Genomic DNA, 26,023 nt, shown 5'->3' on the forward strand with positions numbered 1-26,023 from the left:
GTGTCAGGCCGGCCTCCCGCTATTTCAGCGGGCGGTAATAGACGCGGACGGGGAGGCGGGCGGCGATCATGGGGTCTAGCTACAGGTCCGCGAGCATGGCAGTCAACGACGATGCGCATCCTGGGATTCATGACCGGCACCTCGCTCGACGCTGTCGACATGGCGGTGCTGGAGACCGACGGCGAAGACATCCAGGCCTTTGGCCCAGCGGGCGAGCGAAAGCTGCGCGAGCCGACCCGCGACCTGTTGCTGGCCGCCACCGACCAGGCTCGGGCCTGGGTGCGAGGCGAACCAGAGCCGTCGATCTTCGAAGACGCCCGCCGCGCCGTCGCCGATGAGCACATGTACGCGGCGGAAAGCTTTATTGCTGAGCATGGCCTGGCTTGGGGCGACTTCGACCTCCTGGGCGTGCACGGTCAGACCGTTCTGCACGAGCGTCCGCAGCCCGGCCGGATCGGCCGGACCGTGCAACTGCTGGACGCCGAGCGGCTGGCCAAGGCCTCAGGCCGACCAGTCGCCTTCGACTTCCGCACCGCCGACGTCGCGGCTGGCGGCGAGGGCGCGCCTTTGGCCCCGATCTATCACGCCGCCCGCGCCCGGGCCTCGGGTCTGGCCGCGCCGGTGGCGGCGCTGAACGTCGGCGGGGTCGCCAACATCACCCTGATCGACGCCGACGGAACCCTGCTGGCGTTCGATACGGGGCCAGGCAACGGCATGATCGACCTGATGCTTCAGGCCCGAGGGCTTGGACGCTTCGATGAAAACGGCCGGCTGGCCGCGGCGGGCAGGGCCGACGAGGCGGCGTTGGGCAGCCTGCTGTCAGGCGCCTATTTCGACGCGCCGGCTCCCAAGTCGCTGGACCGCTACGACTTCACCCTCGACGCCGTAGCGCATCTTTCCGCCGAGGACGCCGCCGCCACCCTGGTGGCGTTCACGGCCGAAGCCGTGGTCAAGGCGTTCGACAAGGGCGCGCGGCCCAGCGCCTTGATCATCTGCGGCGGCGGCCGGCACAATCCCGAGATCATGCGGGTCCTGGCCGAACGGGCTCCGGTGCCGGTCAAGACCGCCGAGGCGTTCGGCTGGCGCGGAGACGCCATCGAGGCCGAGGCCTTCGCCTATCTCGCCGCGCGGACGGCGATGGGGCTTCCGATCAGCTTTCCGGGGACGACGGGCGTCACCCAGCCGATGACGGGCGGACGGATCGTGAGGCCGTAAACGAAAAAGGCCTCCCCGAAGGGAGGCCTTTGATGGATCAGATCGGGTTCATCTCGATCCGCTTGTCCAGATAGTCCCCGACGCTCTTTTCCACGAACGGCAGATGCTCGGTCCAGAAGTGGCTGGCCTTGTCGATGACTTCGTAGTCGATGACGATGCCCTTCTGGGTGCGCAGCTTGGAGACGACGCGCTCCACTTCCACCGGCGGGGTGATGCTGTCGGCCGAGCCGGTCAGGAACAGGCCCGAGGCCGGGCAGGGCGCCAGGAAGCTGAAATCGTACATGTTGGTCGGCGGCGAAACGCTGATGAAGCCATCCGTCTCGGGACGACGCATCAGAAGCTGCATGCCGATATAGGCGCCGAAATCGAAACCGGCGACCCAGGTCTGGCTGGCGGCCGGGTTGGACGTCTGCAGCCAGTCCAGCGCGGTGGCGGCGTCGGCCAGTTCGCCGATTCCGGCGTCAAATTCGCCCTGGCTGCGGCCCACGCCGCGGAAATTGAAGCGCAGCGTCGCGAAGCCGCGCTTCATGAACAGGTGATACAGCTGCACCGAAACCGGGTGGTTCATGTGCCCGCCCGCCTTGGGGTGGGGGTGCAGGATCAGTGCGATCGGCGCCGTCTCGGTCTTGCCGGGCGAGTAGCGACCTTCGATCCGTCCGGACGCGCCGGTCAAAATCACATCAGGCATATCGTCCTCATCGGTTCGAAGCGGCGGACGATTCCGGGTCTTTCGACCGATGGAATACTTGACCGCTGCGCTTGGTCTTCCTAAATCGCAACCAGCGACGCGGACCCGAGGGTCCGGCGCGAGGTCGCGGCTTGTAGCACACGCAAAAGCCGATGCGCGCGGAATCTGCAAGGAGTAAGGCGCATGCGCCTGAGCACCAAGGGACGATACGCCGTAATGGCCATGACCGACCTGGCCAAGCGTCAGGACGAGGGGGAGGGCCGCGCCGTCGCCCTGGCCGAGATCGCCGCCCGCCAACAGATTTCTCTTTCCTATCTCGAACAGCTTTTCGCGCGCCTGCGTCGCAAGGGCCTGGTCAAAAGCGCTCGCGGTCCCGGCGGCGGCTATCGCCTGGCGCTGGCCGCCGAGACGACCCTGATTTCCGAGATCGTTCTGGCTGTCGACGAGCCCCTGCGCGCCACCCGCTGCGGCATGACCAAGGGCGGCCCCAAGGGCTGCATGGCCGGCGGCGAGCGCTGCATGACCCACGACCTCTGGGAGGAGATGGGTCGCCAGATTCACGGCTATCTCGCCTCGGTCTCGATCGCCGATGTGCTGGAGGGCCGCCTGCGTCCCGATTCCAAGGCCCTGGAGATCGCGGCGGAGTGAGCATGTCCCGCGCTTCCGTTTATCTCGACTACAACGCCACCGCGCCCATCCGTCCGGAAGCGCGCGAGGCGTTGCTGCGCGCCCTGGAGGCGCCGGCCAATCCCTCGTCGGTCCATGCCGCCGGCCGCGCCGCCCGCGATGTCGTCGAGACGGCCCGCGCCCAGGTGGCCGCCCTGGTCGGCGTGCCGTCCGGCTCGGTCACCTTCGTCAGTGGTGGCACCGAGGCCAACGCCCTGGCCATCGACAGCGCCAAGGCCGCCGGCTTTACGCGCATTGTCGTCGGCGCTACCGAGCACGACGCGGTTATCGAGACGGCCAAGGCCAGCGGCCTGCCGGTCGAGACCTGGCCGGTCGACGCCAATGGCGTGGCGCACCTGCCTTGGCTGGAGGCCGACCTGAAAGCCCCCGGCCGCGCGCTGGTCTGCCTGATGCTGGCCAATAACGAGACCGGCGTCATCCAGCCCGTCGCCGAGGCTTCGGCCCTGGTGCGCGCCGCCGACGGCTGGTTGCATGTCGACGCGGTGCAGGCGGCCGGCAAGATCGCCATCGATTTTTCCGCACTCGGCGCCGACACGATGGCGCTGTCGGCGCACAAGCTGGGCGGGCCGCAGGGCGTCGGCGCCCTGGTCGCCGGCACGCGCGCCACCCTGCACCGTCGCCAGCATGGCGGCGGGCAGGAGCGCGGCCGCCGGGCCGGCACCGAGAATGTCGCGGGCATCGCCGCCTTCGGCGCGGCGGCCGATGCGGCCTCGCGCGACCTAGCGGCGATGTCCGAACAGGCCCACTGGCGCGATGCCTTGGCTGAGCGCGTCAAGGCGGAGGGCGCGGTCGTGCTGGGCGAGGGCGCTGATCGCCTGCCGCAGACCCTATGTTTCGCAGGCGAAGGCTTCGGCTCCGAGATTCAGGTGATGAACCTGGATCTGGCGGGCGTGATGGTCAGCGCCGGCAGCGCCTGCTCGTCGGGCAAGGTCAAGGCCAGCCGCGTGGTGGAAGCCATGGGCCGGTCCGATCTCGCCCCCTACGCCCTGCGGGTCAGCGGCGGCTGGGCGAGCACGCAAGACGACTGGATCAAATGCGGCGACGCCTGGCTCGCCGCCTGGAAGCGTATCGGCGCACGGCGCCGGGAGGTGGCTTGATGGCCGCAGTTAAAGAAACCGTCGAAACCGTAGCATCGCTTGAGAAATACGAGCACGGCTTCACCACCGATATCGACCAGGAGTTCGCCCCCAAGGGCCTCTCCGAGGACATCGTGCGCTTCATCTCGGCCAAGAAGGACGAGCCGCAGTGGATGCTGGACTGGCGCCTGGACGCCTATCGCCGCTGGCTCGAGCTGGAAGAGCCCGATTGGGCAAAAGTAAGCTATCCGAAGATCGACTACCAGGACTCCTACTACTACGCCGCCCCCAAGACCAAGGAGGGGCCTAAGAGCCTGGACGAGGTGGATCCCGACATCCTGGCCGTCTACGCAAAGCTGGGCATCCCGCTGAAAGAGCAGGAAGTTCTGGCCGGCGTTGAAGGCGCGCCGCGCTATGCCGTCGACGCCGTGTTCGACAGCGTCAGCGTCGTCACGACGTTCAAGAAGGAGCTGGCCGCCGTCGGCGTGATCTTCTGCTCGATGAGCGAAGCGATCCGCGAGCACGGCGATCTGGTGAAGCAGTATCTGGGCTCGGTGGTGCCGACCTCGGACAACTATTTCGCCTGCCTCAACAGCGCGGTCTTCAGCGACGGCAGCTTCGTCTACATCCCGCCGGGCGTGCGTTGCCCGATGGAGCTGTCGACCTATTTCCGGATCAACGCCAAGGACAGCGGCCAGTTCGAGCGCACCCTGATCATCGCCGATAAGGGCGCCTATTGTTCGTACCTCGAGGGCTGCACAGCCCCGATGCGCGACGAGAACCAGCTGCACGCCGCCGTGGTCGAGCTGGTGCTGTTGGACGACGCCGAGATCAAATATTCCACCGTCCAGAACTGGTATCCGGGCGATCCGGAAACCGGCAAGGGCGGCATCTTCAACTTCGTCACCAAGCGCGCCGACTGCCGGGGCGATCGCTCCAAGGTCTCGTGGACGCAGGTCGAGACCGGCTCGGCCGTGACCTGGAAATATCCGTCCTGCGTGCTGCGCGGCGAGGGAAGCTCGGGCGAGTTCTACTCGATTGCCGTGACCAACGGTCACCAGCAGGCCGACACCGGCACCAAGATGATCCATCTGGGCGCCAATACGAAGTCGCGCATCGTCGCCAAGGGCATCAGCGCCGGCAAGTCGACCAGCACCTATCGCGGCCTGGTCAGCGCCCACCCCAAGGCCAAGGGCGCCCGCAACTTCACCCAGTGCGACAGCCTGCTGATCGGCAAGACCTGCGCGGCCCACACCATCCCCTATATCGAGGCCCGCAACGGCCAGTCGGTGTTCGAGCACGAGGCCACCACCACCCGCCTGTCGGACGACCAGCTGTTCTATTGCCAGCAGCGCGGTCTGAGCCAGGAAGAGGCCGTGGCCCTGCTGGTCAACGGCTTCGTCAAGGACGTGCTGCAGCAGCTGCCGATGGAATTCGCCGTCGAGGCCCAGAAGCTGGTGGCGATCAGTCTTGAGGGGAGCGTGGGATGATCCCTGTCCGCTTCGGGCTGAACGACAAGGAATACAAATACGCCCGTCAGCTGGCCTATCAGGCGGCGCACGGCACGTGGATCAATCCGTATGGCGATGAGGCCCCACTGATCGACCGCTGCGCCAAGCTGCTGGCGAAGGGTAACGCGGACGCCGACGCCGAGCGCGCCTTGCTGACCGAACTGCTGAAACTCGCCGCCTACAGCCCCGAACATGAATGGGAGGCGCCGGCCCTGACCGGCAAGCCGACCTCGTTCGCTATCCAGACGCTCGAAAAGATCACGGCTTTCAATGCTTAATATCCAGAACCTCCACGCCCGCGTCGAAGACAAGGCCATCCTGAAGGGCGTCACGCTGGACGTCCCGGCCGGCGAGGTGCACGCCATCATGGGGCCGAACGGGGCGGGCAAGTCGACCCTGTCCTACGTGCTGACAGGCCGTAGCGGCTATGAGGTCACGGACGGCTCGGCCAGCCTCAATGGCGAGGACCTGCTGGCTCTGGACGCCAATGAGCGGGCCGCCAAGGGTTTGTTCCTGTCCTTCCAGTATCCGCTTGAAATCCCGGGTGTTCCGGCCCTGACCTTCATTCGCACCGCCCTCAACGCCCAGCGCCGCGCGCGGGGCGAGGACGAGATCGCCGCGCCGGCTTTTCTCAAGCTGGCCAAGGAGAAGGCGGCGTCTTTGAAGATCGACTTCGAGATGCTCAAGCGCGGCCTGAACGTCGGCTTCTCGGGCGGCGAGAAGAAGCGGATGGAAATCTTTCAAATGGCGATGCTTTCGCCGAAGTTCCTGATCCTGGATGAGACCGACAGCGGCCTGGACATCGACGCCCTGAAGATCGTCTCCGAAGGCGTCAACGCCCTGCGCGGCCCCGAGCGCGGCATGCTGGTGATCACCCACTATCAGCGCCTTCTGGACTATATCAAACCCGACCGCGTCCACGTGCTGGCCGCCGGCCGCATCGTCGCCTCGGGCGGTCCGGAGCTGGCCCTGCAGCTGGAAGCCGAAGGCTACGACAAGTATGCGAGCGCTGCGGCATGAGCCTGGCTCTCGCCCTGAAGACCGGAGACGCCAGCCGCCTGCCGTCGCGACGCGATGAGGACTGGCGCTGGACGGATCTGCGCGGGCTGATCCGGACAATCCCGGCTGAGTCACCGGCGTTTCTCGGCGACGTCGGCGCGGGTCCGTTCGACGCGCTGGCCGACGCTACAGTCCTGATCGTCAATGGATGGGTGCGCGAAGGTGACCCGGCGCCCGAGGCCGGGGTATTGGCTTTGCGGTTCGTGTCCCACGCCGACGCCACGGCGCATGACGCCGAGTTTGCGGTGACGGTTGCGCCCGGCCAGACGCTGACTTTGCTGGAAAGCTACGAAGGTCAGGGAGCAGGCGGCTATCTCGCCAATATCGGTCTCGACCTGTCGGTTGGCGAAGGCGCTCGTCTGGAGCGGATCGTCCTCGTCGATGACCTGGCCGATGCGGTGACGGTGAGCACGGCCGACGTCGCGCTGGCACTCGGCGCACGGTATTCGCAAACCATCCTGACCTCCGGCGCCCGTCGCCAGCGTCTTGAGACTCGCGTCGCCCATCCCGGCGCCCATGCCGACCTTCGGCTCGACGGTATCTATCTGCTGGATGACCAGCGCCATGCCGACCTGACCACCCAGGTCACCCACGGCGGCGTCGACGGGACCACCTCGCAACTGACCAAGGGCATGGTCGCCGACCAGGCGCGCGGCGTGTTCCAGGGCCGGATCATCGTCCAGCCGGGCGCCGACCAGACCGACGCCCGCATGGGCCATCACGCCCTGATCATGTCGGACAGGGCCGAGGTCGACGCCAAGCCCGAGCTGCTGATCTTCGCCGACGACGTGTCCTGCGCCCACGGCAACACGATCGGCGCCCTGGACGAGCAGGCGATCTTCTACGCCCGTCAGCGCGGCATCCCCGAAATGGAAGCCCGCGCCATGCTGACCGAGGCCTTTGTCGGCGAGGTGGTCGAGCGCATCGAGCACGACGGGGCCCGCGAGATCGCCCGCGCCTGGGTCGCCCAGCGCCTGGGACGGAGCATCGTCTGATGGCATTTGACGCCCCCTTCGATGTCGAGGCGATCCGCGCCCAGTTCCCGATCCTTGGGCGAACTGTTCACGGCAAGCCCTTGATCTATCTGGACAGCGCCGCCAGCGCCCAGAAGCCCGACGCGGTGTTGGACGCGATGATGAGCCTGGCTCGCACGTCTTACGCCAACGTCCATCGCGGCCTGCACACGTTGGCGAATGAAACGACGGAAGCCTATGAAAAGGCCCGCGAAAGCGTAGCGCGATTCATCAACGCCGAACCGACGGAAATTGTCTGGACCAAGAGCGCCACCGAGGCGGTGAACCTGGTCGCGGCCTCGTTTGGCCTGTCGCTGAACGCCGGCGACGAGATCGTCATCTCCGAGATGGAGCACCACGCCAACATCGTGCCGTGGCACTTCCTGCGCGAGCGCAAGGGCGTGGTCCTGAAGTTCGTGCCGGTGCTGGACGACGGTCAGCTCGACATGGAGGCCTATAAGGGCCTGCTGTCCGAGCGCACGAGAATGGTCGCCCTGACCCAGATGTCCAACGTGCTGGGCACGGTCAATGACGTGCCCGAGATCGTACGTCTGGCCCACGCGGCCGGCGCCCAGGTGCTGATCGACGGCTGCCAGGGCGTGGTGCACTCCAGGGTCGACGTGAAGGCGCTAGGCGTCGACTACTACGTCTTCTCCGGCCACAAGCTGTACGGACCCACCGGCATCGGCGTGCTCTATGGCAAGGCCGAGCGCCTGGCCGCCCTGCCGCCCTACCAGGGCGGTGGCGAGATGATCGGCTCGGTGTCGATGGATGTCATTACCTATGCCGACCCGCCGCATCGGTTCGAGGCGGGCACGCCGGCCATCCTCGAGGCCGTGGGTCTGGGCGCGGCGGTCGAGTGGCTGAACGGCCTGGATCGCGACGCCATCTTCGCTCACGAGCACGCGCTTTATGATCGGGTCGCCGAGCGCCTTCAGGGCGTCAACGGCCTGCGGATCCTCGGCACGGCGCCCGGAAAGGGCGCGGTGCTGACCTTCACGGTTGAAGGCGCCCACGCCCACGATATCGCCCAGGTTCTGGATCGTTACGGCGTGGCCGTGCGGGCCGGAACCCATTGCGCCGAGCCCCTGATGCGACGCTTTGGCGTCACCTCGAGCGCGCGCGCTTCCTTCGCCCTATATAACACCCAGGCCGAGGCCGATGCGTTCGTGGACGCTCTGGCCAAGGCCCGCAGTTTCTTCAGTTGAGCCCTTCATGACCGACGCCGCCGTTCCCGAGACCGCCTCAGCCCTTCCCAAGGAGGAGCTGGCCAAGCTGACCGATCTGCTGATCGAGAAGCTGAAGTCGGTTTATGATCCGGAGATCCCGGTCGACATCTATGAGCTGGGCCTGATCTACAAGGTCGACGTCAGCGACGACAAGGACGTGGCCATCGACATGACCCTGACCGCGCCGGGCTGCCCGGTGGCCGGCGAAATGCCCGGCTGGGTCAGGGACGCGGTGATGGAAATCCCGGGTCTGAAGTCGTGCACCGTCGACCTGGTCTTCGACCCGGCCTGGGACCCGTCGCGAATGAGCGACGAGGCCAAGCTGCAACTGAACATGTTCTGATCGGTTCAAACGCCATGGAAGCCGCCATCACCCCCCGCGTTCGTCGCCCCCGTCCCAAGGTCGTCACCTTGACCGACGCCGCGGCCGCGCGTGTGAAGGAGATCATGGCCCGGAAAGCGCTTGAGGAGCCGGATCAGCCCTATGCCGGCCTGCGGGTCGGCGTGAAGAACGGCGGCTGCGCCGGTTCGGAATATGTCTTCGAATACGCCGCCGAAAAGAACCCGCTGGACGAGGTGGTCGAGGACAAGGACGTCACCATCCTGATCGACCCCAAGGCGGTGCTGTTCCTGATCGGCACGACGATCGACTACGAGACCACCAAGCTGTCGTCGAAGTTCGTGTTCAACAATCCCAACGAGACCGACGCCTGCGGTTGCGGCGAGAGCGTGACGATCCAGCCCGCGATAGAGACCGAGCACTAGGATGCTGGCGCGGACGCCCAAGGCGGTTTGTCTGGAATGCGGCTTGCCGTGGGGCGCTCCGGGTTTCACGGCGCATGCCGGCATACGCGAGCATGGCCCGGCCTATTGGTCGGATCGCGGTATTCTCTGCTCGGTGGGTTGCGCGTCGGAGCATTTCCGCAAGCGCAAGGCCGACCGGACCTTCATTACCATTCCGGTGGATTGCCCGGTCGACGTCGAGGCCTAGGTCGCAGGGACTTCGACTGGGGCGGCCGCCACGTTGTCGCGCCCGTTCCATTCCACCAGCACCGACGGCCTCACAGGCTGCCCCGTCGCCTGAGCGATCAGTTCGTTGGTGCGGGTCTCGATAACCTGCTCCATGCGGGCCATGAACGCGTCCTTGCCCAGCCCCGGCGGTATCGGGGGCAGGAATTCGACCGTCGCCTGACCGGGCGTCTTGGCCTTCTCCTGCTGCTTCCAGAAACAGCCCAGATTGGTCGCCACCGGCACGACCGGCAGGTTGAAATCCTGGCTCATGTAGTAGACGCCGGTGCGATAGCGGAACCGCTCGCCGGGCGCGGCCAGATGGCCCTCGGGATAGATCAGGATGCGGCGCCCCTCGGCGGCGACCTGGGCGGCGCTTTCGGACAGGGCCTTGCGCGCCTCGGGCCCGCCGCAGCTGTCGACGACGATGGCGCCGAGCTTTCTCAGGATGCCGCCGACCAGCGGGAAGCGTTCCAGATGGTCGCCGGTCACGAAGCTGAGGTTCTCGACATTGGCGAACATCACGAAGCCGTCGCCCCAGCTATGGTGCTTGGCGGCGATGATGAAGGCGCCCTTGGGAAGGTTCTCCTGGCCCTTCAGATCGACCTTCACGCCGGCGAAAGTCCTCAGCGCCCACAGCATCCGGCGGCTGTAGAGCCGCAGGGCGAAGGCGATGGGTCGGCGGCCCGGGAGCAGGGCGGAGAGGGCGGCCGACAGGCCGTAGAAGATCGACAGGACCCAGTAGTAGGCGTTGAACAGCGCACTGCGCATGTTGTTGCGATCCTTCAGCGAGCGACGAGCACGGCCTGGACGGCGGCGGTCATCAGGGGAGCGTGGGCGGAGAGGGCGTCGTCGCCAAGCCGGCCATAGGCCTTGTTCTGGGCGGTCTGGGTGATCACGCCGATGGCCATGGCGGCGATGACGCGCGGGTCGCCCGGCGGCAGTTCGGTTCCAAGCATGGCGCGCTTGATCACGTCCTCGACCAGGGTCACCGGATCGCGGCCATCTTCCTGATAGTAGGGCAGGAAGTGGTGCAGATGCAGCAGGTGGAACGAGAACAGCAACCAGTCCTCATCGGCCACCGTGCAATAGGCCGAGACCAGCGCGGCGGCCTTGGCGTGGATGCCCCGGCTGGCCTCTGCCTTGGCGGTGATCAGGTCCGACAGGCGCCGGTGCGTGGCCATGAACAGGCCAAGGGCCAGTTCGTCCTTGCTCTTCCAGTGTCGGTAGATCGCGCCCTCCGAAACGCCGGCCCTGGCGGCGATGGCCTTGGTGGTGGCCGCATCGACGCCTTCGCTGACGAAGACCGCAAGGGCGGCGCGTTCGATACGGGGTTTGGCGCTCATGAGAGGAGGCTACACCGGCGCCTCAAGGATGCAAGTGAACACTCACATACATTTTCGTGAACATTGACCCGGCCCCGTCCGCCGGCCTAATCCGGCCCATGGTCAAAACGATCCTGGTCTATTCGATGGGTGAGGTGATCGGTGACGGGCTGATCAAGCTGCCCTTCATCGCTGGTCTGCGCGCCGCCTTTCCGGACGCCCGCATCACCTGGTGCGCGGCCAAGGGCGAGACCGTCTATGCCGGGCCGCTGAAGGTCGTGGTCGAGGGTTATGTCGACGAGATCATCACCGAGGGCGCCACCGGCGCGAAGCCGGCAGACATCCTGCCGTGGGTACGGCCGTTCGGAGGTCGAAAGTTCGACCTCGTGATCGACACCCAGGAGAACCTGCGCCGCAGCGCCGTGGCGCGTCGCGCGGCGGGGACCTTCATCTCGGCGGCGCGGCTTGCGCGGACCAGGGACTGGCCGGTGGCCGTCACGGATCGCCTGGCAAGGCTGCTGGCCCTGGCGTCGGACGGGCAGGGCGCGCCGACGCCTATCACGCTGGCACATCCCGACGCTCTGCACGCCGCCAAGGCGCTGCTGCCCAATGGGCCAACCTATGTTGGTCTGGCGCCCGGCGCCGGCGGGCAGGACAAGCGCTGGCCACTGGAGCGTTACATCGCTCTAGCCGGTCATCTGGAGACCGTTGGCGCGACGCCCGTATTCTTCTTTGGTCCTGATGAGGCCGAGGACGCCGCCACGACGCGACGCGAGGTTCCGGCGGCGCGGTATCCGGAGCTGGATCGTCGCGACGCCTATCCGCATGTCAAAGGGCCGTTGCTGGTCATCGCCCTGGCCGGCCGCCTGAGCGCCGCCGTGGCCAATGACGCCGGTCCCGGCCACATGCTGGCCGCCGGCGGCGCGCCGCTGCTGTCCCTGCAGAAGGACGCCCGCAAGGCCGTGAAATTCCGCCCGGCCGCCGCGAAGCTTGAGATGCTGGTCGCGGGCGACTACGGAGACGACATGGCCGCCCTGCCCAGTGAGGCGGTCGAGGCCGCGCTCGCAAGATTGATGGGCCGCGCCTGATGTCCGGAGTCGCCTAGAATGCCTATCCTCGCGCCCATCTCGGCTGGCGAACTGATCGACAAGATCACCATCCTGCGCGTGAAGGCCCAGCGCATCGGCGACCCGGCCAAGGAGGCCAATGTCCGCAAGGAGCTGGCCCTGCTGGAAGCCACCGCGTTGTCGCACATCCCGCCCAGCGCCGAGATGGAGCGCCTGACCGCCGAACTGATGGCCGTCAACGCCGCCCTGTGGGACGTCGAGGACGGCAAGCGCGACTGCGAGCGTCGCCAGGACTTTGGCCCCGACTTCGTGGCCCTGGCGCGCCGCGTCTATATCGAGAACGACCAGCGCGCCGCGATCAAGCGGGCGATCAATGCGGCGGCTGGCTCCGATATCGTCGAGGAAAAGAGCTACAAGCCCTATCTGGCCGGCTAACGCCCCTTGAAGGCCGCCGCGCGCTTCTGAAGGAAGGCGCTGACGCCCTCGATGAAGTCCTCGGTCTTGCCTGCGAACTTCTGGGCCTTGCGCTCGGCGTGCAACTGGCCGTTCCAGTCGGCGTCGAGGCTTTCCCAGACCAGCTTGCGGATCGCGCCCAGGGCCACCGGGCCGTTGGCGAGTTCCCTGGCGATGGTCGTGGCGGTGGCGATGAGTTCGCCGTCGGGCACGCAGCGATTGACCAGACCCCACTCGAAGGCCTTGGCGGCCGGGATCTTGTCGCCCAGCAGCATCATTTCCATGGCCCGCGCCTTGCCGACCAGCCGGGGCAGCAGATAGGTCGAGCCGCCGTCGGGCACCAGGCCGATGCGGCGGAAGGCCTGCAGGAAATAGCCGCTTTCACCGGCCACGATCATGTCGCCCATCAGCGCCAGCGAGCAGCCGACGCCGGCCGCAGCGCCGTTCACGGCGGTGACGATCGGATAGGGGAAGTCCCGCAGGGCGGTCATCATCGGATTATAGACGCTTTCCAGCGCCGAGCCGGCGTCGGGCTTGCCGTCCACGTCGAGTTCGCGAGCCGCGGGACCCCCGCCCGAGAGGTTCGCGCCCGAGCAGAAGCCGCGGCCTTCGCCGGTGATGATCAGCGCGCGCGCCACGACCTTGCCGTGGGCGATCGCCGCCAGGGCATGGGTGATCTCGCGCGCGAGATCCATGCTGGCGGCGTTCAGCGTGGTCGGGTCGGACAGGGTGATGGTCGCGACGCCGTCCTCGGCGGTCAGGCGAATTTTTTGATAGTCCATGGCGTCCTCCCAAGGTTTGGCGCTCTTGGGATATAGCTAGGCGCCGCTAACCCGGCGGAAGGCCAGAGGGTTTTTCACACGAAAACGCCGCCGTTCGCGAAAACGGCGGCGCTCGAGAGTCGGAAGGCGTGAAACCTAGGCGGCGTTGGCCGAAGCCGGCTTGCCCTCGGCGGAGCTGACCTTGTTGCGCCCGCCGCGCTTGGAAGCGTAGAGGGCCGCGTCGGCGCGTTCCATCAGCGAGTGGCCACTCTCGGCCTTTTGACGTTCGGCAAAGCCCGACGAAATGGTGATGGTCCCCAGGTCCTCATTGGTCGAGCGGCGCTTGAGCATGCGCGAGGAGACCTCGAGGCGGATCTCTTCCAGGCAGCTGGCGACGACGGCCGACGATTCGCGCGGGAAGATCATCGCAAACTCTTCGCCGCCGTAGCGAGCGGCGAAGCGCGGCATGGCGGCGACGCGGCCGATAACCGACGCGACATAACGGATGACCTGATCGCCCGTCTGGTGGCCCCAGGTGTCGTTGAAGCCCTTGAAATGGTCGATGTCGAGCACGGCGAGGCACAGGCTGGTTCCGGCCTCGTCGCCCTCGGAGCAGGCGCGGTCCAGCTCCTCGTCGAAGGCCTTGCGGTTGGCCAGATTGGTCAGGCCGTCGGTGGTGGCGTCGCGGCGCACCTGTTCCAGATGCTCGCGCAGGCGATCGACCTCGGCGGTCGAAGCGGCCAGCCGCGCTTCCAGCGACTGGTTTTCCTTGTGAACACGGCGGGTGGCCTGGGCGAGGCTGGTGACGACCGTCTTGATGGCGCCGACATCGGCGCTGCCATCGAGATCCTTCGAAACACCATCCAGCTGCTTGCCGAACGCGGCGTTGGTCTTCTGGGCGTTCTGGATGGCCTTGGAGACCGACTCCAGTTCCTTGCTCAGCAGGTCGCCGGCGTCGCGGATCTGTTCATTCAGCTTGGCCTTGGGGAGGTAGGCCGCGGCGAGTTCCTCGCTGACCATTTCGGTCATCGGTTCGCCCAGGGAGATCAGTCGGGTGAGTTCGCGCGCCAGCGCGCCCTCTGGGTCGGCGACATAGTGGGTCCAGAGTTCGAAATTCAGTGCGGTTGGCCAAACCTGATGGCGTTCCATCAGTTCCAGAGCGCGTTTCGCGATCTTGTAGGCCTCTGGGCCGCGCAGCGTGGTTTCGACGTCCGACATCTTTTCTTCCCCCGTCGGCGCTTTCCCGTAGCGAGAATGCCGATCGCTTGGATGTCCACTTTAGCTCCGAGAGTTCAAACGAGGCGTTAAGAGCGAACAAGGTTCTCTTGCGCTTGCGTTTTTCGACCTTCATTGTGAACACTGATAAGATGAGCCCTCAGCGGGCCGCCGGGAGGATCACATCCATGAATGCGCCGACAAATTTGACCCTCGAAACCCACAAAGCCGCGATGAATCTCGTGCTTGAGCGCCAGAAAGCGGCGCATTTGCGCGATGGACCCTGGACGGCCGAGCAGCGCATCGAGCGTCTCAACCGCTGCATCGACCTTTTGATCGGCCATCAGGCGGAGATCGCCAAAGCGGTCAGTACCGATTTTGGGTCTCGTTCGCCGGAGGCGACCTCCCTGACCGACGTGGCGGGCTCCATCGGGCCGCTGAAGTTCGCGCGCGACAATCTCACCAAGTGGATGAAGCCGCAGAAGCGCAAGACGACGCCGGCGATCCTGGGCCTGTTCGGGGCCAAGGCGGGGATCCAGTACCAGCCCAAGGGCGTGGTCGGGGTGATCAGCCCCTGGAACTTTCCCGTCAATCTGACCTTTGCGCCCCTGGCCGGGATACTGGCCGCCGGCAATCGGTCGATGATCAAGCCGTCGGAATTCACGCCGGCGACGTCGGATCTGATGAAGGCGATGTTCGCCAAGGCTTTCACCGAGGAAGAGATCGCGGTCTTCGTCGGCGGCGCCGAGGCGGGGCAGGCCTTCTCCGGCCTGGCCTTCGACCATCTGGTCTTTACCGGCGCCACCTCGGTGGCCCGCCACGTGATGCGCGCCGCGGCCGACAATCTGGTGCCGGTCACGCTGGAGCTGGGCGGCAAGAGCCCGGTCATCCTGTCGCGCGGCGCCGACATGGCCACCGCTGCGGCCCGGATCATGAACGGCAAGACCCTGAACGCCGGCCAGATCTGCCTGGCGCCCGACTATGTCTTCGCGCCCGCTGACCAGGTCGACAGCTTCGTGGCCGAGGCGAAGGCCGCCGTCGGCCGCTATTTCCCGACCCTGAAGGACAATCCCGACTACACCGCCGTGGTCGCTCAGCGCCACTTCGACCGCATCGCCGGCTATGTCGAGGACGCCCGGGCCAAGGGCGCGACCATCGTCGAGATCAATCCGGCCGGCGAGGACCTGTCACAACAGCCGCATCGCAAGATCGCCCCGACCCTGATCCTCAATCCCACCGACGACATGGCGGTGATGCAAGAGGAGATCTTTGGCCCACTGCTGCCGGTGAAGACCTATCAGCGCGTCGAGGAGGCGGTGGACTATATCAACGCCCATGACCGCCCCCTGGCTCTTTACTGGTTCGGGACCGATGAGGCCGAGAAGGATCGGGTGCTGGAGCGCACCACCAGCGGGGGCGTCACGGTCAATGATGTGATCTTCCACGTGGCCCAGGAAGAGCTGCCGTTCGGCGGCGTCGGCCCGGCCGGCATGGGCGCCTATCACGGCCACGACGGCTTCCTGGAATTCAGCCACCGCAAGGCGGTCTTCCAGCAGCTGAAGAAGGACATCGCGCCGATGCTGGGCCTGCGTCCGCCCTATGGCGAAGGCATCCGCAAGTATCTGGCCGGCCAGATCAAGCGCTGACCCGGAGCCTGGGCGGTGGAAGGCCTCAGCGCCCCATCGCCCAGGGATCCAGCGGCTGTCGCGCCTCGTGGCGGACAAGGCCGTAATAGCCCGCGACCCAAACGATGATACCGACGATCAGGCCGCCGATGAAGCCGATCGGCGTCGCGAACCAGAGTGTCAGGCTGGTGAGGCCCGTCGCCAGGCCGAGCATCGACCAGCGCAGCAGCATGTTGAACGCATGATAGGTGCGCTCATGCGCCAGCAGGTCGGCTGAGATTTCAGAGTCGTTTGCGGCTTGCATGCCAAGGACCTCCGAGAGGGCTCGGATCGGCCACGGCGTCGCGCGGGCGGCGCCTCGGCCAGAGCCGAGAACGCCGTTATCCTACGCTCATTCAAGAGGAATGGCGACGCGTGCGCGTCGCCGTCCCGATCAGTCGTCAGACGAGACCTTGGGCAGACGCGGCGGAGCGCGCATCAGGAAGGCCGGGGTGTCGGAGCCAAAGCCTACGACGCGGCGGTCGTCATCATCTTCGCGGCCGCGCACCGGCTGAACGCCGCGCACGGGCGAGGCTGGACGCGCTTCGCGTTCGGGAGCGGCGGCGCGCTCGGGGCGAGCTCGGTCGTGACCGCGTTCGCGTGGAGCGGGGGCTTCTTCAGCCTCGACCGGAGCTGCGGCCTCGACGCGCTCAGGACGCGGGCCGCGTTCCGAACGGTCACGATCACGGCCGCGACCGCGATCACGGCCGCGTTCCCGCGCCGGGCGTGCTTCGGCTTCAACTTCAATGTCGGATTCGACCTGAACGGGGGCGACGTCCTCGACGACGTCCGGTTCAGCGGCGCGTTCGGGACGATCGGCGCGCGGGCCCCGTTCGCGCGGCTTGCGCTCGCCACGGGTACGGGCGGGGCGAGCTTCCACGGGGGCGGCGGGCGTCGCTTCAACCACGCCGTCGACGGGCGTCGCGGCGTCGACCGGAGCGGCCTCGGCGTCGCGGGTGCGAGCGCCACGGCCGCCACGGGCCGAGCGTTCGCCCGGCTCGCGCTCACCGCCACGATCACGGCTGGGCGGTGCGCCACGACCGCCGCGCTTCTTGTCGCCGTCGCGATGGACGGTGACGGCCTGCGAGTAGTCGAGGTCGAGCTTTTCTTCGTTCGGGGTCGAGCCGATCAGCTTGACGACCTTGTCGAAGCCCTTGTCGTCGGCCGGGGTGACCAGCATGTAGGTGATGCCCGAGCGACCGGCGCGGCCCGTGCGACCGATACGGTGCACATAGTCGTCAGCATGGTGCGGGACGTCATAGTTGAAGACGTGGCTGACGGCCGGGATATCCAGGCCGCGCGCGGCGACGTCGGAGGCCACCAGGATCTTCAGCGAGCCGTCGCGGAAGGCCGCCAGGGTCTTCATGCGCTGGCTCTGGTCGAGGTCGCCGTGGATCGCGGCGGCGTCAAAGCCGTGCGAGCGCAGCGACTTGGCCACCACGTCGACCTCGGTCTTGCGATTGCAGAACACGATGCCGGTCTCGATCTGGGCCTTCTCGATCAGCGCGCGCAGCGCCAGGCGCTTGGCCTTGGGATCGGAGGAGGGCACCTTGACCAGCAGCTGGGTGATGTTCTCGTTGGTCGTCGCCGGGCGCGCCGCCTCAATCCGCACGGGATCCTTGAGGAACTGCTTGGTCAGGCGGGTGATTTCCGGCGGCATGGTCGCCGAGAAGAACAGGGTCTGCTTCTTGGGCGGCGTCATCTTGAAGATGCGCTCGATGTCCGGGATGAAGCCCATGTCCAGCATGCGGTCGGCTTCGTCGACGACCAGGAACTGCACGCCGGTCATCAGCAGCTTGCCGCGCTCGAAATGGTCGAGCAGGCGGCCGGGGGTGGCGATCAGCACGTCGACGCCGCGATCCAGCTTCTTTTCCTGGTCGCCGAACGAGACGCCACCGATCAGCAGCGCCCACGAGAGCTTGGTGCCCTTGGCGTACTTTTCGAAGCTGGAGGCGACCTGGTCGGCCAGCTCTCGGGTGGGGGCGATGACCAGGGCGCGTGGCATGCGGGCCTTGGCGCGGCCCGTCATCAGCTTGTCGATCAGCGGAAGGGTGAAGGCGGCGGTCTTGCCGGTGCCGGTCTGGGCGATGCCCAGAACGTCCTGCCCGGCGAGAGCGACCGGAATGGCGGCGGCCTGGATGGGGGTGGCGGTTGTGTAGCCGGTGTCTGCGACCGCTTGAAGGGTCGTGGGCGACAGCCCGAGTTCGGAAAATTCTGTCATATCAATCTGGCTGAATTCAGAGCCGCCCGTGTTTGGGCGAACGGGCGGCGCGGATTCGCCTGACCTGCTCCGAAGCTGGGGATAAATAGGCTGAACGGAGGCAAAGTCAATGATGGCAAGCGGTCGAGGGGGCGAGACCAAGATGGACGAAAGCGGCTGGAAGAGCTCCGCAAAAGCTTGGATCGCCGACATGGGCGAGAACGGTGACTTCGGCCGTCAGCATGTGCTCGACAGAGTCATGGCCGAGCGTCTGTCCGGGCTGGGTCGGGGAACAGCCCTAGATGTCGGATGCGGGGAAGGGCGATTCTGCAGGATCCTGCGGGGGCAAGGTTTCGAGACGGTGGGTCTGGATCCGACTGTTGAGCTGCTCGACGCAGCGCGAGCGCGTGACCCGGATGGCCTCTATGTCGAGGGACGCGCGGAAACGCTGGAGTTCGGCGAGGCCAGCTTCGATCTGGTGGTCAGCTATCTGAGTCTGATCGATATCGAGGACGCCCAGGCCGCCATAGCCGAGATGGCGCGGGTGCTTAAGCCGGGCGGGACGTTGCTGGTCGCCAATCTGGCCAGCTTCAAGACCGCCGCCGTCAATGGCGGCTGGCAGCGCGATTGGCTGGGACGCCTGAGCCATTTTGCGATGGACCGCTATCTGGAGACGAGGAGCACCTGGGAAAGCTGGCGCGGGATCTCCATCCGCAACTGGCACAGGCCGCTCAGCGACTACATGCGCTGTTTTTTGACCTCAGGCCTTATCCTCACGCATTTCGATGAGCCCGCCGCGACGGGCGGCGACCCAGCCAAGGCCGACCGCTACAATCGCGCGCCTTGGTACGTGGTCATGGAATGGCGCAAACCGTCCTGAGTGCTGGCGCCGGCCCTTGGGGCGCTCTATATCCGCCAGGCACATGACCATAGATCAAGACTCCCGCCTTCGGCGGCTTCGTTTCCGCGCCTGGCATCGCGGCTTTCGGGAAGCGGACCTCATTCTGGGGCCGTTCGCGGACAACCATGGTCACAAGCTGACCCCGCAGCAGCTGGATACGCTCGAAGCGCTTCTGGAAAATCCGGATCGCGAGATCTACGCCTGGATCGTCGGGCAGGAAGCCACGCCCGCTGAGTTCGAGACGGACGTACTGGCGATGATCCGCGAGTTCCGATTCGAGGCCCATGCGGTCCGCCCGATCGGCGACGGCGCTTAAGAGAGTTTCATGGCCTACGACGCCAAGCAGATCGCCAAGGCCGCCGGCGGCCTGACCCTGGCCGGCGCGCCCGAGGGCTTCGACGCCCTGGTGATGGGCGACATCGCGCGTGCGCGCGGCGGCCTGACCGCCTTCGTGGCCCGCGACACGGCCCGGGCCAACGCCTTCGCCGACGCCCTGAAGTTCTTCGCCCCCGAGATCGAGGTGGTGATCTTTCCGTCGTGGGACTGTCTGCCCTATGACCGCGTCGGCCCCTCGGCCGGCGTCGCGGCCCAGCGCATGGCGACCCTGTCGCGTCTGGCCCGGGGGCTGGGCTCGGCCAAGCCCGCCATCCTGGTGATCGCCGCGCCGGCGCTGCTGCAGCGCGTGCCCGACAAGAGCGTGCTGATGCGCGCTAGCTATTCGGCCAAGGTCGGAAACAGCGTCGATATCAAGGACCTGGAGCGCTATTTCGCGGTCAACGGCTATGTCCGCGCCTCCACCGTTTCCGAGAAGGGCGAGTTCGCGATCCGGGGCGGCGTCATCGACGTCTATCCCTCGGCCGCCGAGGAGCCGGTGCGCCTGGACCTGTTCGGCGACACGCTGGAAAGCATCCGCGCCTTCGATCCCGAGACCCAGCGCTCGACCAAGCAGCTGAAGGAGATCGATCTCCTGCCGGTCAGCGAGGCCCTGCTGGACGCCGACGGCATCTCGCGGTTCCGCCGCGGCTATGTCGCCAAGTTCGGCGCGCCGGGCGACGACGCGCTCTACAACACCGTCAGCGAAGGGGGCCGTCGCGCCGGTCTCGAACACTGGCTGCCGCTGTTCTACGAGCGGATGGCGACCCTGTTCGACTATCTGCCTGCCGGGTCGCTGATCGGCGTCGACCACCAGGCCTCCGAAGCGCGCGACGAGCGCCTGTCGATGATTGAGGACGCCTATCAGGCCCGGGCCAGCGCCGACCGCAAGTCGGCCTATCGTCCGCTGGAGCCGAGCGCGCTCTATCTGACCACCCAGGAGTGGGAAGAGGCGCTCAGCGATCGTCCGCACCGCCAGTTCACGCCGTTCCAGCCTCAAGGGCTGGACGTCATCGACATGGGCGCCAAGCTGGGCCGCGTCTTCGCCGCCGAGCGGGCCCAGGACAGCGTCAATCTGTTCGAGGCCACAGCCGCCCATGCCAGCAAGCTGGCGGCCGAGGGCAAGCGCGTGCTGTTCGCGTCGTGGTCGGAAGGCTCGTCCGAGCGCCTGGGCATGATGCTGGCCGATCACGGCCTGAAGAAGATCCCCTATGCCGGCTACTGGCAGGCCGCCAAGGCCAACGATCCCAAGACCCCGCAGCGCGTGGTCCTTCCGCTGGATCACGGCTTCGAGACCGAGAACCTGGCGGTCATTTCCGAGACCGACATCCTGGGCGACCGCCTAGCCCGGCCGCGCAAGAAGCGCCGCGCCGCCAACTTCCTGGCCGAGGCTTCGGCCCTGACCCAGGGCGATCTGGTCGTCCACATCGACCACGGCATCGGCCGCTATGAGGGCTTGAAGACCCTCGACGTCCAGGGCGCGCCGCACGACTGCCTGGACCTGCTGTATGCCGGTGACAGCAAGCTCTATCTGCCGGTCGAGAACATCGACCTGCTGACCCGCTACGGGACCGACGGCGAGAACGTCCAGCTGGACAAGCTGGGCGGCGCCGCCTGGCAGAGCCGCAAGTCCAAGGCCAAGGAACGCCTGAGGGTCATGGCCGAGGGCCTGATTCAGATCTGCGCGGCGCGCCAGCTGAAGTCCGTCGAGGAGACCGACCCGCCCCATGGCGTGTTCGACGAGTTCTGCGCCCGCTTCCCGTACGAGGAGACCGACGACCAGCTGTCGGCCATCGCTGACGTGCTCAGTGATCTGGGCTCCGGCAAGCCGATGGATCGCCTGATCTGCGGCGACGTCGGCTTCGGCAAGACGGAAGTCGCTCTCCGCGCCGCGTTCGTGGTGGCGATGAGCGGCAAGCAGGTGGCCATCGTCTGCCCGACGACCCTGCTGGCCCGCCAGCACTACAAGACCTTCAAGGACCGCTTCCAGGGCTGGCCGGTCAAGGTCACGCGCCTGTCGCGCCTGGTCACCGGCAAGGAAGCCGCCGAGACCCGCGAGGGCCTGGCCAATGGTCAGCTGGAGATCGTGGTCGGCACCCATGCGGTGCTCAGCAAGCAGGTCTCGTTCAAGGACCTGGGTCTCGTCATCGTCGATGAGGAGCAGCACTTCGGGGTCAAGCACAAGGAGAAGCTGAAAGAGCTTCGCGCCGACGTGCACATGCTGACCCTGACCGCGACGCCGATCCCGCGCACCCTGCAGATGGCGCTGTCGGGCATTCGGGAGATGTCGATCATCGCCACCCCTCCGGTCGATCGCCTGGCGGTGCGCACCTATATCAGCCCGTTCGACCCGGTGACCCTGCGCGAGGCCCTGCTGCGCGAGAAGTATCGCGGCGGCCAAGCCTATTACGTCGTGCCGCGCATCAAGGACCTGGAGGAGATCGAAAAGTTCCTCCGCACCCAGGTGCCCGAGGTCAAATATGTGGTCGGTCACGGCCAGATGGCCCCGACCCAGCTGGAAGACGTGATGACGGCCTTCTATGAGGGCCAGTACGACGTGCTGCTGGCGACCACGATCGTCGAGAGCGGGCTCGACATCCCGTCGGCCAACACCCTGATCGTCCACCGCGCCGACATGTTCGGCCTGGCCCAGCTCTATCAGATCCGCGGCCGGGTCGGCCGCTCCAAGGCCCGCGCCTATGCCTATCTGACCACGCCCAACGAGAAGACCATCACGCTGTCGGCCGAAAAGCGCCTGCAGGTGCTGCAGTCCCTGGACAGCCTGGGGGCCGGCTTCCAGCTGGCCAGCCACGACCTGGACCAGCGCGGCGGCGGCAACCTGCTGGGCGACGAGCAGAGCGGTCATATCAAGGAGATCGGCGTCGAGCTGTACCAGCAGATGCTGGAAGACGCCGTCGCCGAGCTGCGCCAGCGCCAGGGCGCCGAGGCGCTGCTGGAGGATCGCGGCTGGTCGCCGCAGATCAACACCGGCGCGGCCGTGATGATCCCCGACGAATATGTCCCGGACCTCAATGTGCGCCTGTCGCTGTATCGCCGTCTGTCGGAAGCCGAGAAGTCCGCCGACCGCGAAGCCCTGGCCGCCGAACTGATCGACCGCTTCGGCCCGCTGCCGCCCGAGACCGACAGCCTGCTGAAGGTCGTCGCGATCAAGGGCCTCTGCCGTGAAGCCAATGTCGCCAAGATCGACGTCGGGCCCAAGGGCGCGGTGGCCAGCTTCCGAAACGACACCTACGCCAACCCTCTGGGGCTGATGCAGTACGTCGCCAAGAACAGCCTGGTCTGGAAGGTGCGCCCCGACCAGAAGGTGGTGATCAAGGGCGAGTGGGACACCCCGGCGCAGCGGCTGGATGCCGCGGAGAAGATTCTGGGGCACCTGGCGCGGATCGCCAAGGAGTAGGGCGTACTTTCGAAGAAGCCCCTCCGTCGCAGTTGGCGAAGGGGCTTCTTCGAAAGTGTAAGATTTCACTCCTTGATCAAAGTTCCCCAAATTTCAGCGTCATCGCTGAGCTCTTCAACAACGATGTTTACGCTACACCAAATCTCATCCGACGTTCTAGTATAGCGGAATAGACGAGTCTTAACGCGGCCGTCGAAGCTCGAGCGAGAAGTATCGTTGGCGATTTGTATGTAGTCCCCGACGCTCGGGAGCATTGTGAAGCCTTTGTCATCAGTGTCGATGCCAATAATTTCACCGTCGTCCGTAGGGCGTATTGAGCCGCGTGAAAGGTGTTGAAAGTCCACGTGGTAGCGCATTTTGCTTCCCCTTTTTCTAAAGGGGAGTGAAGCACGAAAAGCTCGCCAGGGTCGAGCAAGTGGATTGCAAATCATATCAACGAAAAAGGCCGCCCCGGCATTGCCGGGACGGCCTGAAATCTCCCGCACTTACCCAGCGCCTAGTGGTACCGCCGGATCAGCCCCACCAACTTGCCCTGCACCTCGACCTGATCCGGACCAAAGATCCGCGTCTCGTACTTCGGGTTGGCCGCTTCCAGGGCGATCGAGCCGCCCTTCTTGCGCAGGCGCTTCAGCGTGGCTTCTTCGCCAACCAGCGCCACGACGATCTCGCCGGAGGTGGCGGTGTCGCCCTTCTTGATGATCACATAGTCGCCGTCGAGGATGCCGGCCTCGATCATCGAGTCGCCCTGCACCTCGAGCACATAGTGCTCGCCGCCGCCCAGCATGCTTTCCGGCACCGGCAGGCGGTCGCGTTCGTGCTGGATGGCGTCGATGGGCGTGCCGGCGGCGATCTTGCCCAGGATCGGCAGCTCGCGGCTGTCATTGGCCGGCGCCGACATGGCGCCGCTGCTCGATGGGGTCGCACCGCCACCGCCTTCGACCACCTGCGGCTTGAACGTCCCGCGCCCCTTGGGCGGCGAGGCGGTCGTCGCCTGTTGCGGCAGCTTGACCACTTCCAGCGCCCGAGCGCGGTGGGCCAGGCGGCGAATGAAGCCGCGCTCTTCCAGCGCCGTGATCAGACGGTGGATGCCCGACTTCGATGCGAGGTCCAAAGCCTCTTTCATCTCGTCGAACGACGGCGATACGCCGCTCTCCTTGATGCGTTCGTGGATGAACATCAGCAGCTCGTGCTGCTTGCGCGTGAGCATCTCGACCTCGACGAAGACGCGGAACAAACCGCAAACCTTGCGAATGTTCTCTAGGCGTTCTTCCTTAATGTCAAGTTGACGACCGAGGAACGCGAACGGCTCGACATTCGTTGGTGGCTGACGATTTTCACAGGGGCGTCAGCCATGAGCTTCCAGCAGTTGAATCCGACCATGCCGGTGTCGGTCGAGGGCAAGGGAACCGGATTTGCCTTTGCGGTCATCGACTACGGTCAGGAACATCACCTGATCTGGGTCGTCGCCATCGACGGCACGGGCGAGATCTGGTCGGCGCCCAATCCCAAGGTTCGCGTGCAGTCCAACTGGACCATGGGCCGCAAGATTGCGCCGCCGACCAATGTCGAACCGCTCAGAACGGCGGCCGCCGCGGCGGGTTGAGGCCGGAAGACCCCGAATCGTCCTCGTGATTCGGATCAGGCAACCGGCGCGATCAGGCTTTTGAAAGTGCGGCCCCAGCGCGGTCCCTTGCTGGCGTCCCAGGAAAACAGCACGCGCTCTGCGCGACCGACCAGATTTTCGGCCGGCACAAAGCCCATGCCGGTTCCAGGCGGCAGGTGGCGATCCAGGTCCCTGTTCCAGGCGCAGGCGGCGTCGCCCTGGCGGATCGGACCGGGATCGAAGCGGCTGTCGACAGAGTTGTCGCGATTGTCGCCCATCATGAAATAGCAGCCGGCCGGTACGACATAGACGCCCGTATTGGCCGCCGCCGTGCGCGGCCCCTCGGCGTGGGTGATATAGGTTCGCCCGTTCGGCAGGGTCTCGGCGACCTCTTCGAACACCACTGGATAGCCGTGATCGTTCGTTACCCGCACCCCCAGCGGCTCCTGGCTGACCGGTTTGCCGTTGATCAGGACGACGCCGCCGCGCATCTGGATTTGATCGCCAGGCAGGCCGATCAGGCGCTTGATGATGTCGGTGCGGCCATCACCAGGCTTCTTGAACACCACGATGTCGCCGCGCTCGGGGGCGTGGCCGAGGAGCCGGCCATGACCGACAGGGGGGCTGAACGGGATGGAGTGGCGGCTCCAGCCATAGGCGTATTTGGCGACCAGAATCCGGTCGCCGACCTCGAGGGTGGGCTCCATCGAGCCGGACGGGATCATGAAGGGCTGGGCTAGCACCGTGCGCGGCACCAGCAGGATGACCACGGTCAGGGCGACGAAGCGCGCCCAGTCGAGGGCCTCGGCCAGGAAGGTCGTGTTGCGCCGCGAGTCCATGATCACCCCTGTGGCTGAGATCGGTCTCAGAATGCACGGCGGAGCTTGGCCAAATCGTGGCGGGGCGTCCTAGAGCGCGGTCGCCCGTTCTGGATGCCTGGGGGTGCAGTCACGATAGAAGGCGGTCAGGGGCGCCATGTCCCTGTCATAGTCGCCCGAGGGCATGATCGCCTGGCCCAGGGCCACGACCTTGCGCCTGTAGTCCATCTTGGCCGGCACGATCAGCACGCCGGCCTTGAGGGCGATGTTGTAGAAGCCGGTCTTCCACTGCGCAGCCTTGCCGCGCGTGCCCTCCGGCGCGATCGTCAGCATGAACTCGTCCCGGCGCGCGAATTCGTCGGCCATGGCCTGAACGGTGTCGCCCGAGCGCGACCTGTCGACCGGCACGCCGCCCAGATCCCGCATCAGGCGCGCAAACGGCCAGCGGAACAGCGAGATCTTGCCCATGAAGCTGAGCTTGAGGTTCAGGGCGTCGGCCGCGCCCAGGAAATAGACGAAGTCCCAGTTGCTGGTATGGGGCGCGGCGATGATCACGAACTTGCGGGTCGTCGTCGGGGCGGCGCCCTCGATGGTCCAGCCTTCGTGCTTGAAGAAGGCGACCAGCGACCAGTTCACGACCCGGGCGATCCAGTGCATTCGAGATCCTCCCGGAGTGGCTCCGGCCGCTTTGGCGGGCCGGTTTTCAGTGAAGAGACTTTGGGCGGGGCGGCGTCAAAACG

At 66.2% G+C, this 26,023-nt stretch carries 29 protein-coding genes; 18 read left to right on the forward strand and 11 right to left on the reverse strand.

What is annotated here, in order from left to right:
• Window positions 1-111 precede the first annotated feature (111 nt).
• Window positions 112-1,215, forward strand: coding sequence for an anhydro-N-acetylmuramic acid kinase (locus tag ACW17V_RS09335; protein ID WP_492108544.1), 1,104 nt, complete (start codon window positions 112-114; stop codon window positions 1,213-1,215).
• A 37-nt stretch (window positions 1,216-1,252) separates the two neighbouring features.
• Here ACW17V_RS09335 and ACW17V_RS09340 read toward each other — a convergent pair whose 3' ends face one another.
• Entirely contained in the window at window positions 1,253-1,903 is a 651-nt protein-coding gene (locus ACW17V_RS09340; RefSeq protein ID WP_035046771.1) for an alpha/beta hydrolase, read from the reverse strand.
• A gap of 183 nt (window positions 1,904-2,086) precedes the next feature.
• Between ACW17V_RS09340 and ACW17V_RS09345 the strand changes: the two genes are divergently transcribed.
• Genes ACW17V_RS09345 through ACW17V_RS09390 form a run of 10 tightly spaced genes read left to right on the forward strand, consistent with a single transcriptional unit; the run spans window position 2,087 to window position 9,469 of the window.
• Window positions 2,087-2,551, forward strand: a complete 465-nt coding sequence (locus tag ACW17V_RS09345; RefSeq protein ID WP_492108545.1) for an Rrf2 family transcriptional regulator — start codon at window positions 2,087-2,089, stop codon at window positions 2,549-2,551.
• Window positions 2,548-3,687, forward strand: coding sequence for a cysteine desulfurase family protein (locus tag ACW17V_RS09350; RefSeq protein WP_492108546.1), 1,140 nt, complete (start codon window positions 2,548-2,550; stop codon window positions 3,685-3,687). The genes ACW17V_RS09345 and ACW17V_RS09350 overlap by 4 nt, the downstream gene beginning before the upstream one ends.
• A complete protein-coding gene (gene sufB, locus ACW17V_RS09355; protein ID WP_492108547.1) occupies window positions 3,687-5,156 on the forward strand; it encodes a Fe-S cluster assembly protein SufB in 1,470 nt (489 codons plus the stop codon). Before ACW17V_RS09350 ends, sufB begins: the two co-directional genes overlap by 1 nt.
• Entirely contained in the window at window positions 5,153-5,455 is a 303-nt protein-coding gene (locus ACW17V_RS09360; RefSeq protein ID WP_421737776.1) for a hypothetical protein, read from the forward strand. The genes sufB and ACW17V_RS09360 overlap by 4 nt, the downstream gene beginning before the upstream one ends.
• The gene (sufC, locus tag ACW17V_RS09365) at window positions 5,448-6,197 is read left to right on the forward strand and encodes a Fe-S cluster assembly ATPase SufC (protein WP_492108548.1); all 750 of its coding nucleotides are present in this window, start codon (window positions 5,448-5,450) and stop codon (window positions 6,195-6,197) included. Before ACW17V_RS09360 ends, sufC begins: the two co-directional genes overlap by 8 nt.
• Window positions 6,194-7,231 (forward strand): Fe-S cluster assembly protein SufD, encoded by a 1,038-nt coding sequence (sufD, locus tag ACW17V_RS09370; RefSeq protein WP_492108549.1) that lies wholly within the window; start codon window positions 6,194-6,196, stop codon window positions 7,229-7,231. The genes sufC and sufD overlap by 4 nt, the downstream gene beginning before the upstream one ends.
• Window positions 7,231-8,457, forward strand: coding sequence for an aminotransferase class V-fold PLP-dependent enzyme (locus ACW17V_RS09375; protein ID WP_492108550.1), 1,227 nt, complete (start codon window positions 7,231-7,233; stop codon window positions 8,455-8,457). The genes sufD and ACW17V_RS09375 overlap by 1 nt, the downstream gene beginning before the upstream one ends.
• A 7-nt stretch (window positions 8,458-8,464) precedes the next feature.
• A complete protein-coding gene (locus ACW17V_RS09380) occupies window positions 8,465-8,821 on the forward strand; it encodes an SUF system Fe-S cluster assembly protein (protein WP_062146525.1) in 357 nt (118 codons plus the stop codon).
• 14 nt (window positions 8,822-8,835) lie between these two features.
• Complete coding sequence (locus ACW17V_RS09385; RefSeq protein WP_492108551.1) at window positions 8,836-9,243, forward strand: HesB/IscA family protein; 408 nt, start codon at window positions 8,836-8,838, stop codon at window positions 9,241-9,243.
• A 1-nt stretch (window position 9,244) separates the two neighbouring features.
• Window positions 9,245-9,469 (forward strand): hypothetical protein, encoded by a 225-nt coding sequence (locus ACW17V_RS09390; RefSeq protein ID WP_492108552.1) that lies wholly within the window; start codon window positions 9,245-9,247, stop codon window positions 9,467-9,469.
• On the opposite strand, the gene ACW17V_RS09395 is transcribed toward ACW17V_RS09390, so the two are convergent.
• The gene (locus ACW17V_RS09395; protein WP_492108553.1) at window positions 9,466-10,257 is read right to left on the reverse strand and encodes a lysophospholipid acyltransferase family protein; all 792 of its coding nucleotides are present in this window, start codon (window positions 10,255-10,257) and stop codon (window positions 9,466-9,468) included. The genes ACW17V_RS09390 and ACW17V_RS09395 overlap by 4 nt on opposite strands.
• Window positions 10,258-10,271: 14 nt before the next feature.
• Window positions 10,272-10,832 (reverse strand): TetR/AcrR family transcriptional regulator, encoded by a 561-nt coding sequence (locus tag ACW17V_RS09400; RefSeq protein WP_492108554.1) that lies wholly within the window; start codon window positions 10,830-10,832, stop codon window positions 10,272-10,274.
• A gap of 98 nt (window positions 10,833-10,930) precedes the next feature.
• Between ACW17V_RS09400 and ACW17V_RS09405 the strand changes: the two genes are divergently transcribed.
• Both ACW17V_RS09405 and ACW17V_RS09410 read left to right on the forward strand, forming a co-directional pair.
• On the forward strand, window positions 10,931-11,899 hold the full coding sequence (locus ACW17V_RS09405) for a glycosyltransferase family 9 protein (RefSeq protein WP_492108555.1): 969 nt from the start codon (window positions 10,931-10,933) through the stop codon (window positions 11,897-11,899).
• Window positions 11,900-11,917: 18 nt separating this feature from the next.
• On the forward strand, window positions 11,918-12,313 hold the full coding sequence (locus ACW17V_RS09410) for a DUF6165 family protein (RefSeq protein WP_492108556.1): 396 nt from the start codon (window positions 11,918-11,920) through the stop codon (window positions 12,311-12,313).
• Here ACW17V_RS09410 and ACW17V_RS09415 read toward each other — a convergent pair.
• From ACW17V_RS09415 to ACW17V_RS09425, 3 genes are all read right to left on the reverse strand, one after another.
• The gene (locus tag ACW17V_RS09415; RefSeq protein ID WP_492108557.1) at window positions 12,310-13,113 is read right to left on the reverse strand and encodes an enoyl-CoA hydratase/isomerase; all 804 of its coding nucleotides are present in this window, start codon (window positions 13,111-13,113) and stop codon (window positions 12,310-12,312) included. The genes ACW17V_RS09410 and ACW17V_RS09415 overlap by 4 nt on opposite strands.
• A 135-nt stretch (window positions 13,114-13,248) precedes the next feature.
• Window positions 13,249-14,310, reverse strand: a complete 1,062-nt coding sequence (locus ACW17V_RS09420) for a GGDEF domain-containing protein (RefSeq protein ID WP_492108558.1) — start codon at window positions 14,308-14,310, stop codon at window positions 13,249-13,251.
• A gap of 86 nt (window positions 14,311-14,396) precedes the next feature.
• Window positions 14,397-14,651 carry a hypothetical protein gene (locus ACW17V_RS09425; RefSeq protein WP_492108857.1) on the reverse strand — a complete coding sequence of 85 codons (255 nt, stop codon included), beginning with the start codon at window positions 14,649-14,651 and terminating at the stop codon, window positions 14,397-14,399.
• On the opposite strand from ACW17V_RS09425, the gene ACW17V_RS09430 reads away from it, so the two are divergent.
• Window positions 14,541-15,953, forward strand: coding sequence for a coniferyl aldehyde dehydrogenase (locus ACW17V_RS09430; RefSeq protein WP_492108559.1), 1,413 nt, complete (start codon window positions 14,541-14,543; stop codon window positions 15,951-15,953). The genes ACW17V_RS09425 and ACW17V_RS09430 overlap by 111 nt on opposite strands.
• 25 nt (window positions 15,954-15,978) lie before the next feature.
• Here the strand turns inward: ACW17V_RS09430 and ACW17V_RS09435 are convergent, their stop codons facing one another.
• Complete coding sequence (locus ACW17V_RS09435; RefSeq protein ID WP_492108560.1) at window positions 15,979-16,236, reverse strand: hypothetical protein; 258 nt, start codon at window positions 16,234-16,236, stop codon at window positions 15,979-15,981.
• Window positions 16,237-16,365: 129 nt separating this feature from the next.
• Entirely contained in the window at window positions 16,366-18,192 is a 1,827-nt protein-coding gene (locus ACW17V_RS09440; protein ID WP_492108561.1) for a DEAD/DEAH box helicase, read from the reverse strand.
• 142 nt (window positions 18,193-18,334) lie between these two features.
• On the opposite strand from ACW17V_RS09440, the gene ACW17V_RS09445 reads away from it, so the two are divergent.
• From ACW17V_RS09445 to mfd, 3 genes are read left to right on the forward strand one after another with little or no spacing between them, the layout of a single operon-like run.
• Window positions 18,335-19,051 (forward strand): class I SAM-dependent methyltransferase, encoded by a 717-nt coding sequence (locus ACW17V_RS09445; protein WP_492108562.1) that lies wholly within the window; start codon window positions 18,335-18,337, stop codon window positions 19,049-19,051.
• 43 nt (window positions 19,052-19,094) lie between these two features.
• Complete coding sequence (locus tag ACW17V_RS09450; protein WP_419255576.1) at window positions 19,095-19,388, forward strand: FAD assembly factor SdhE; 294 nt, start codon at window positions 19,095-19,097, stop codon at window positions 19,386-19,388.
• A gap of 9 nt (window positions 19,389-19,397) precedes the next feature.
• The gene (mfd, locus tag ACW17V_RS09455) at window positions 19,398-22,862 is read left to right on the forward strand and encodes a transcription-repair coupling factor (RefSeq protein WP_492108563.1); all 3,465 of its coding nucleotides are present in this window, start codon (window positions 19,398-19,400) and stop codon (window positions 22,860-22,862) included.
• 496 nt (window positions 22,863-23,358) lie between these two features.
• On the opposite strand, the gene lexA is transcribed toward mfd, so the two are convergent.
• The gene (lexA, locus tag ACW17V_RS09460) at window positions 23,359-24,069 is read right to left on the reverse strand and encodes a transcriptional repressor LexA (protein WP_492108775.1); all 711 of its coding nucleotides are present in this window, start codon (window positions 24,067-24,069) and stop codon (window positions 23,359-23,361) included.
• 144 nt (window positions 24,070-24,213) lie between these two features.
• On the opposite strand from lexA, the gene ACW17V_RS09465 reads away from it, so the two are divergent.
• Entirely contained in the window at window positions 24,214-24,465 is a 252-nt protein-coding gene (locus ACW17V_RS09465) for a hypothetical protein (protein ID WP_492108564.1), read from the forward strand.
• A gap of 35 nt (window positions 24,466-24,500) precedes the next feature.
• Here the strand turns inward: ACW17V_RS09465 and lepB are convergent, their stop codons facing one another.
• Both lepB and ACW17V_RS09475 read right to left on the reverse strand, forming a co-directional pair.
• A complete protein-coding gene (gene lepB / locus ACW17V_RS09470) occupies window positions 24,501-25,304 on the reverse strand; it encodes a signal peptidase I (protein WP_492108565.1) in 804 nt (267 codons plus the stop codon).
• Between the two features lie 69 nt (window positions 25,305-25,373).
• Complete coding sequence (locus ACW17V_RS09475) at window positions 25,374-25,940, reverse strand: lysophospholipid acyltransferase family protein (protein ID WP_492108566.1); 567 nt, start codon at window positions 25,938-25,940, stop codon at window positions 25,374-25,376.
• Between the last annotated feature and the right edge of the window lie 83 nt (window positions 25,941-26,023).

The sequence above is a fragment of the Caulobacter sp. FV2ye17ST genome (genome assembly GCF_058680955.1).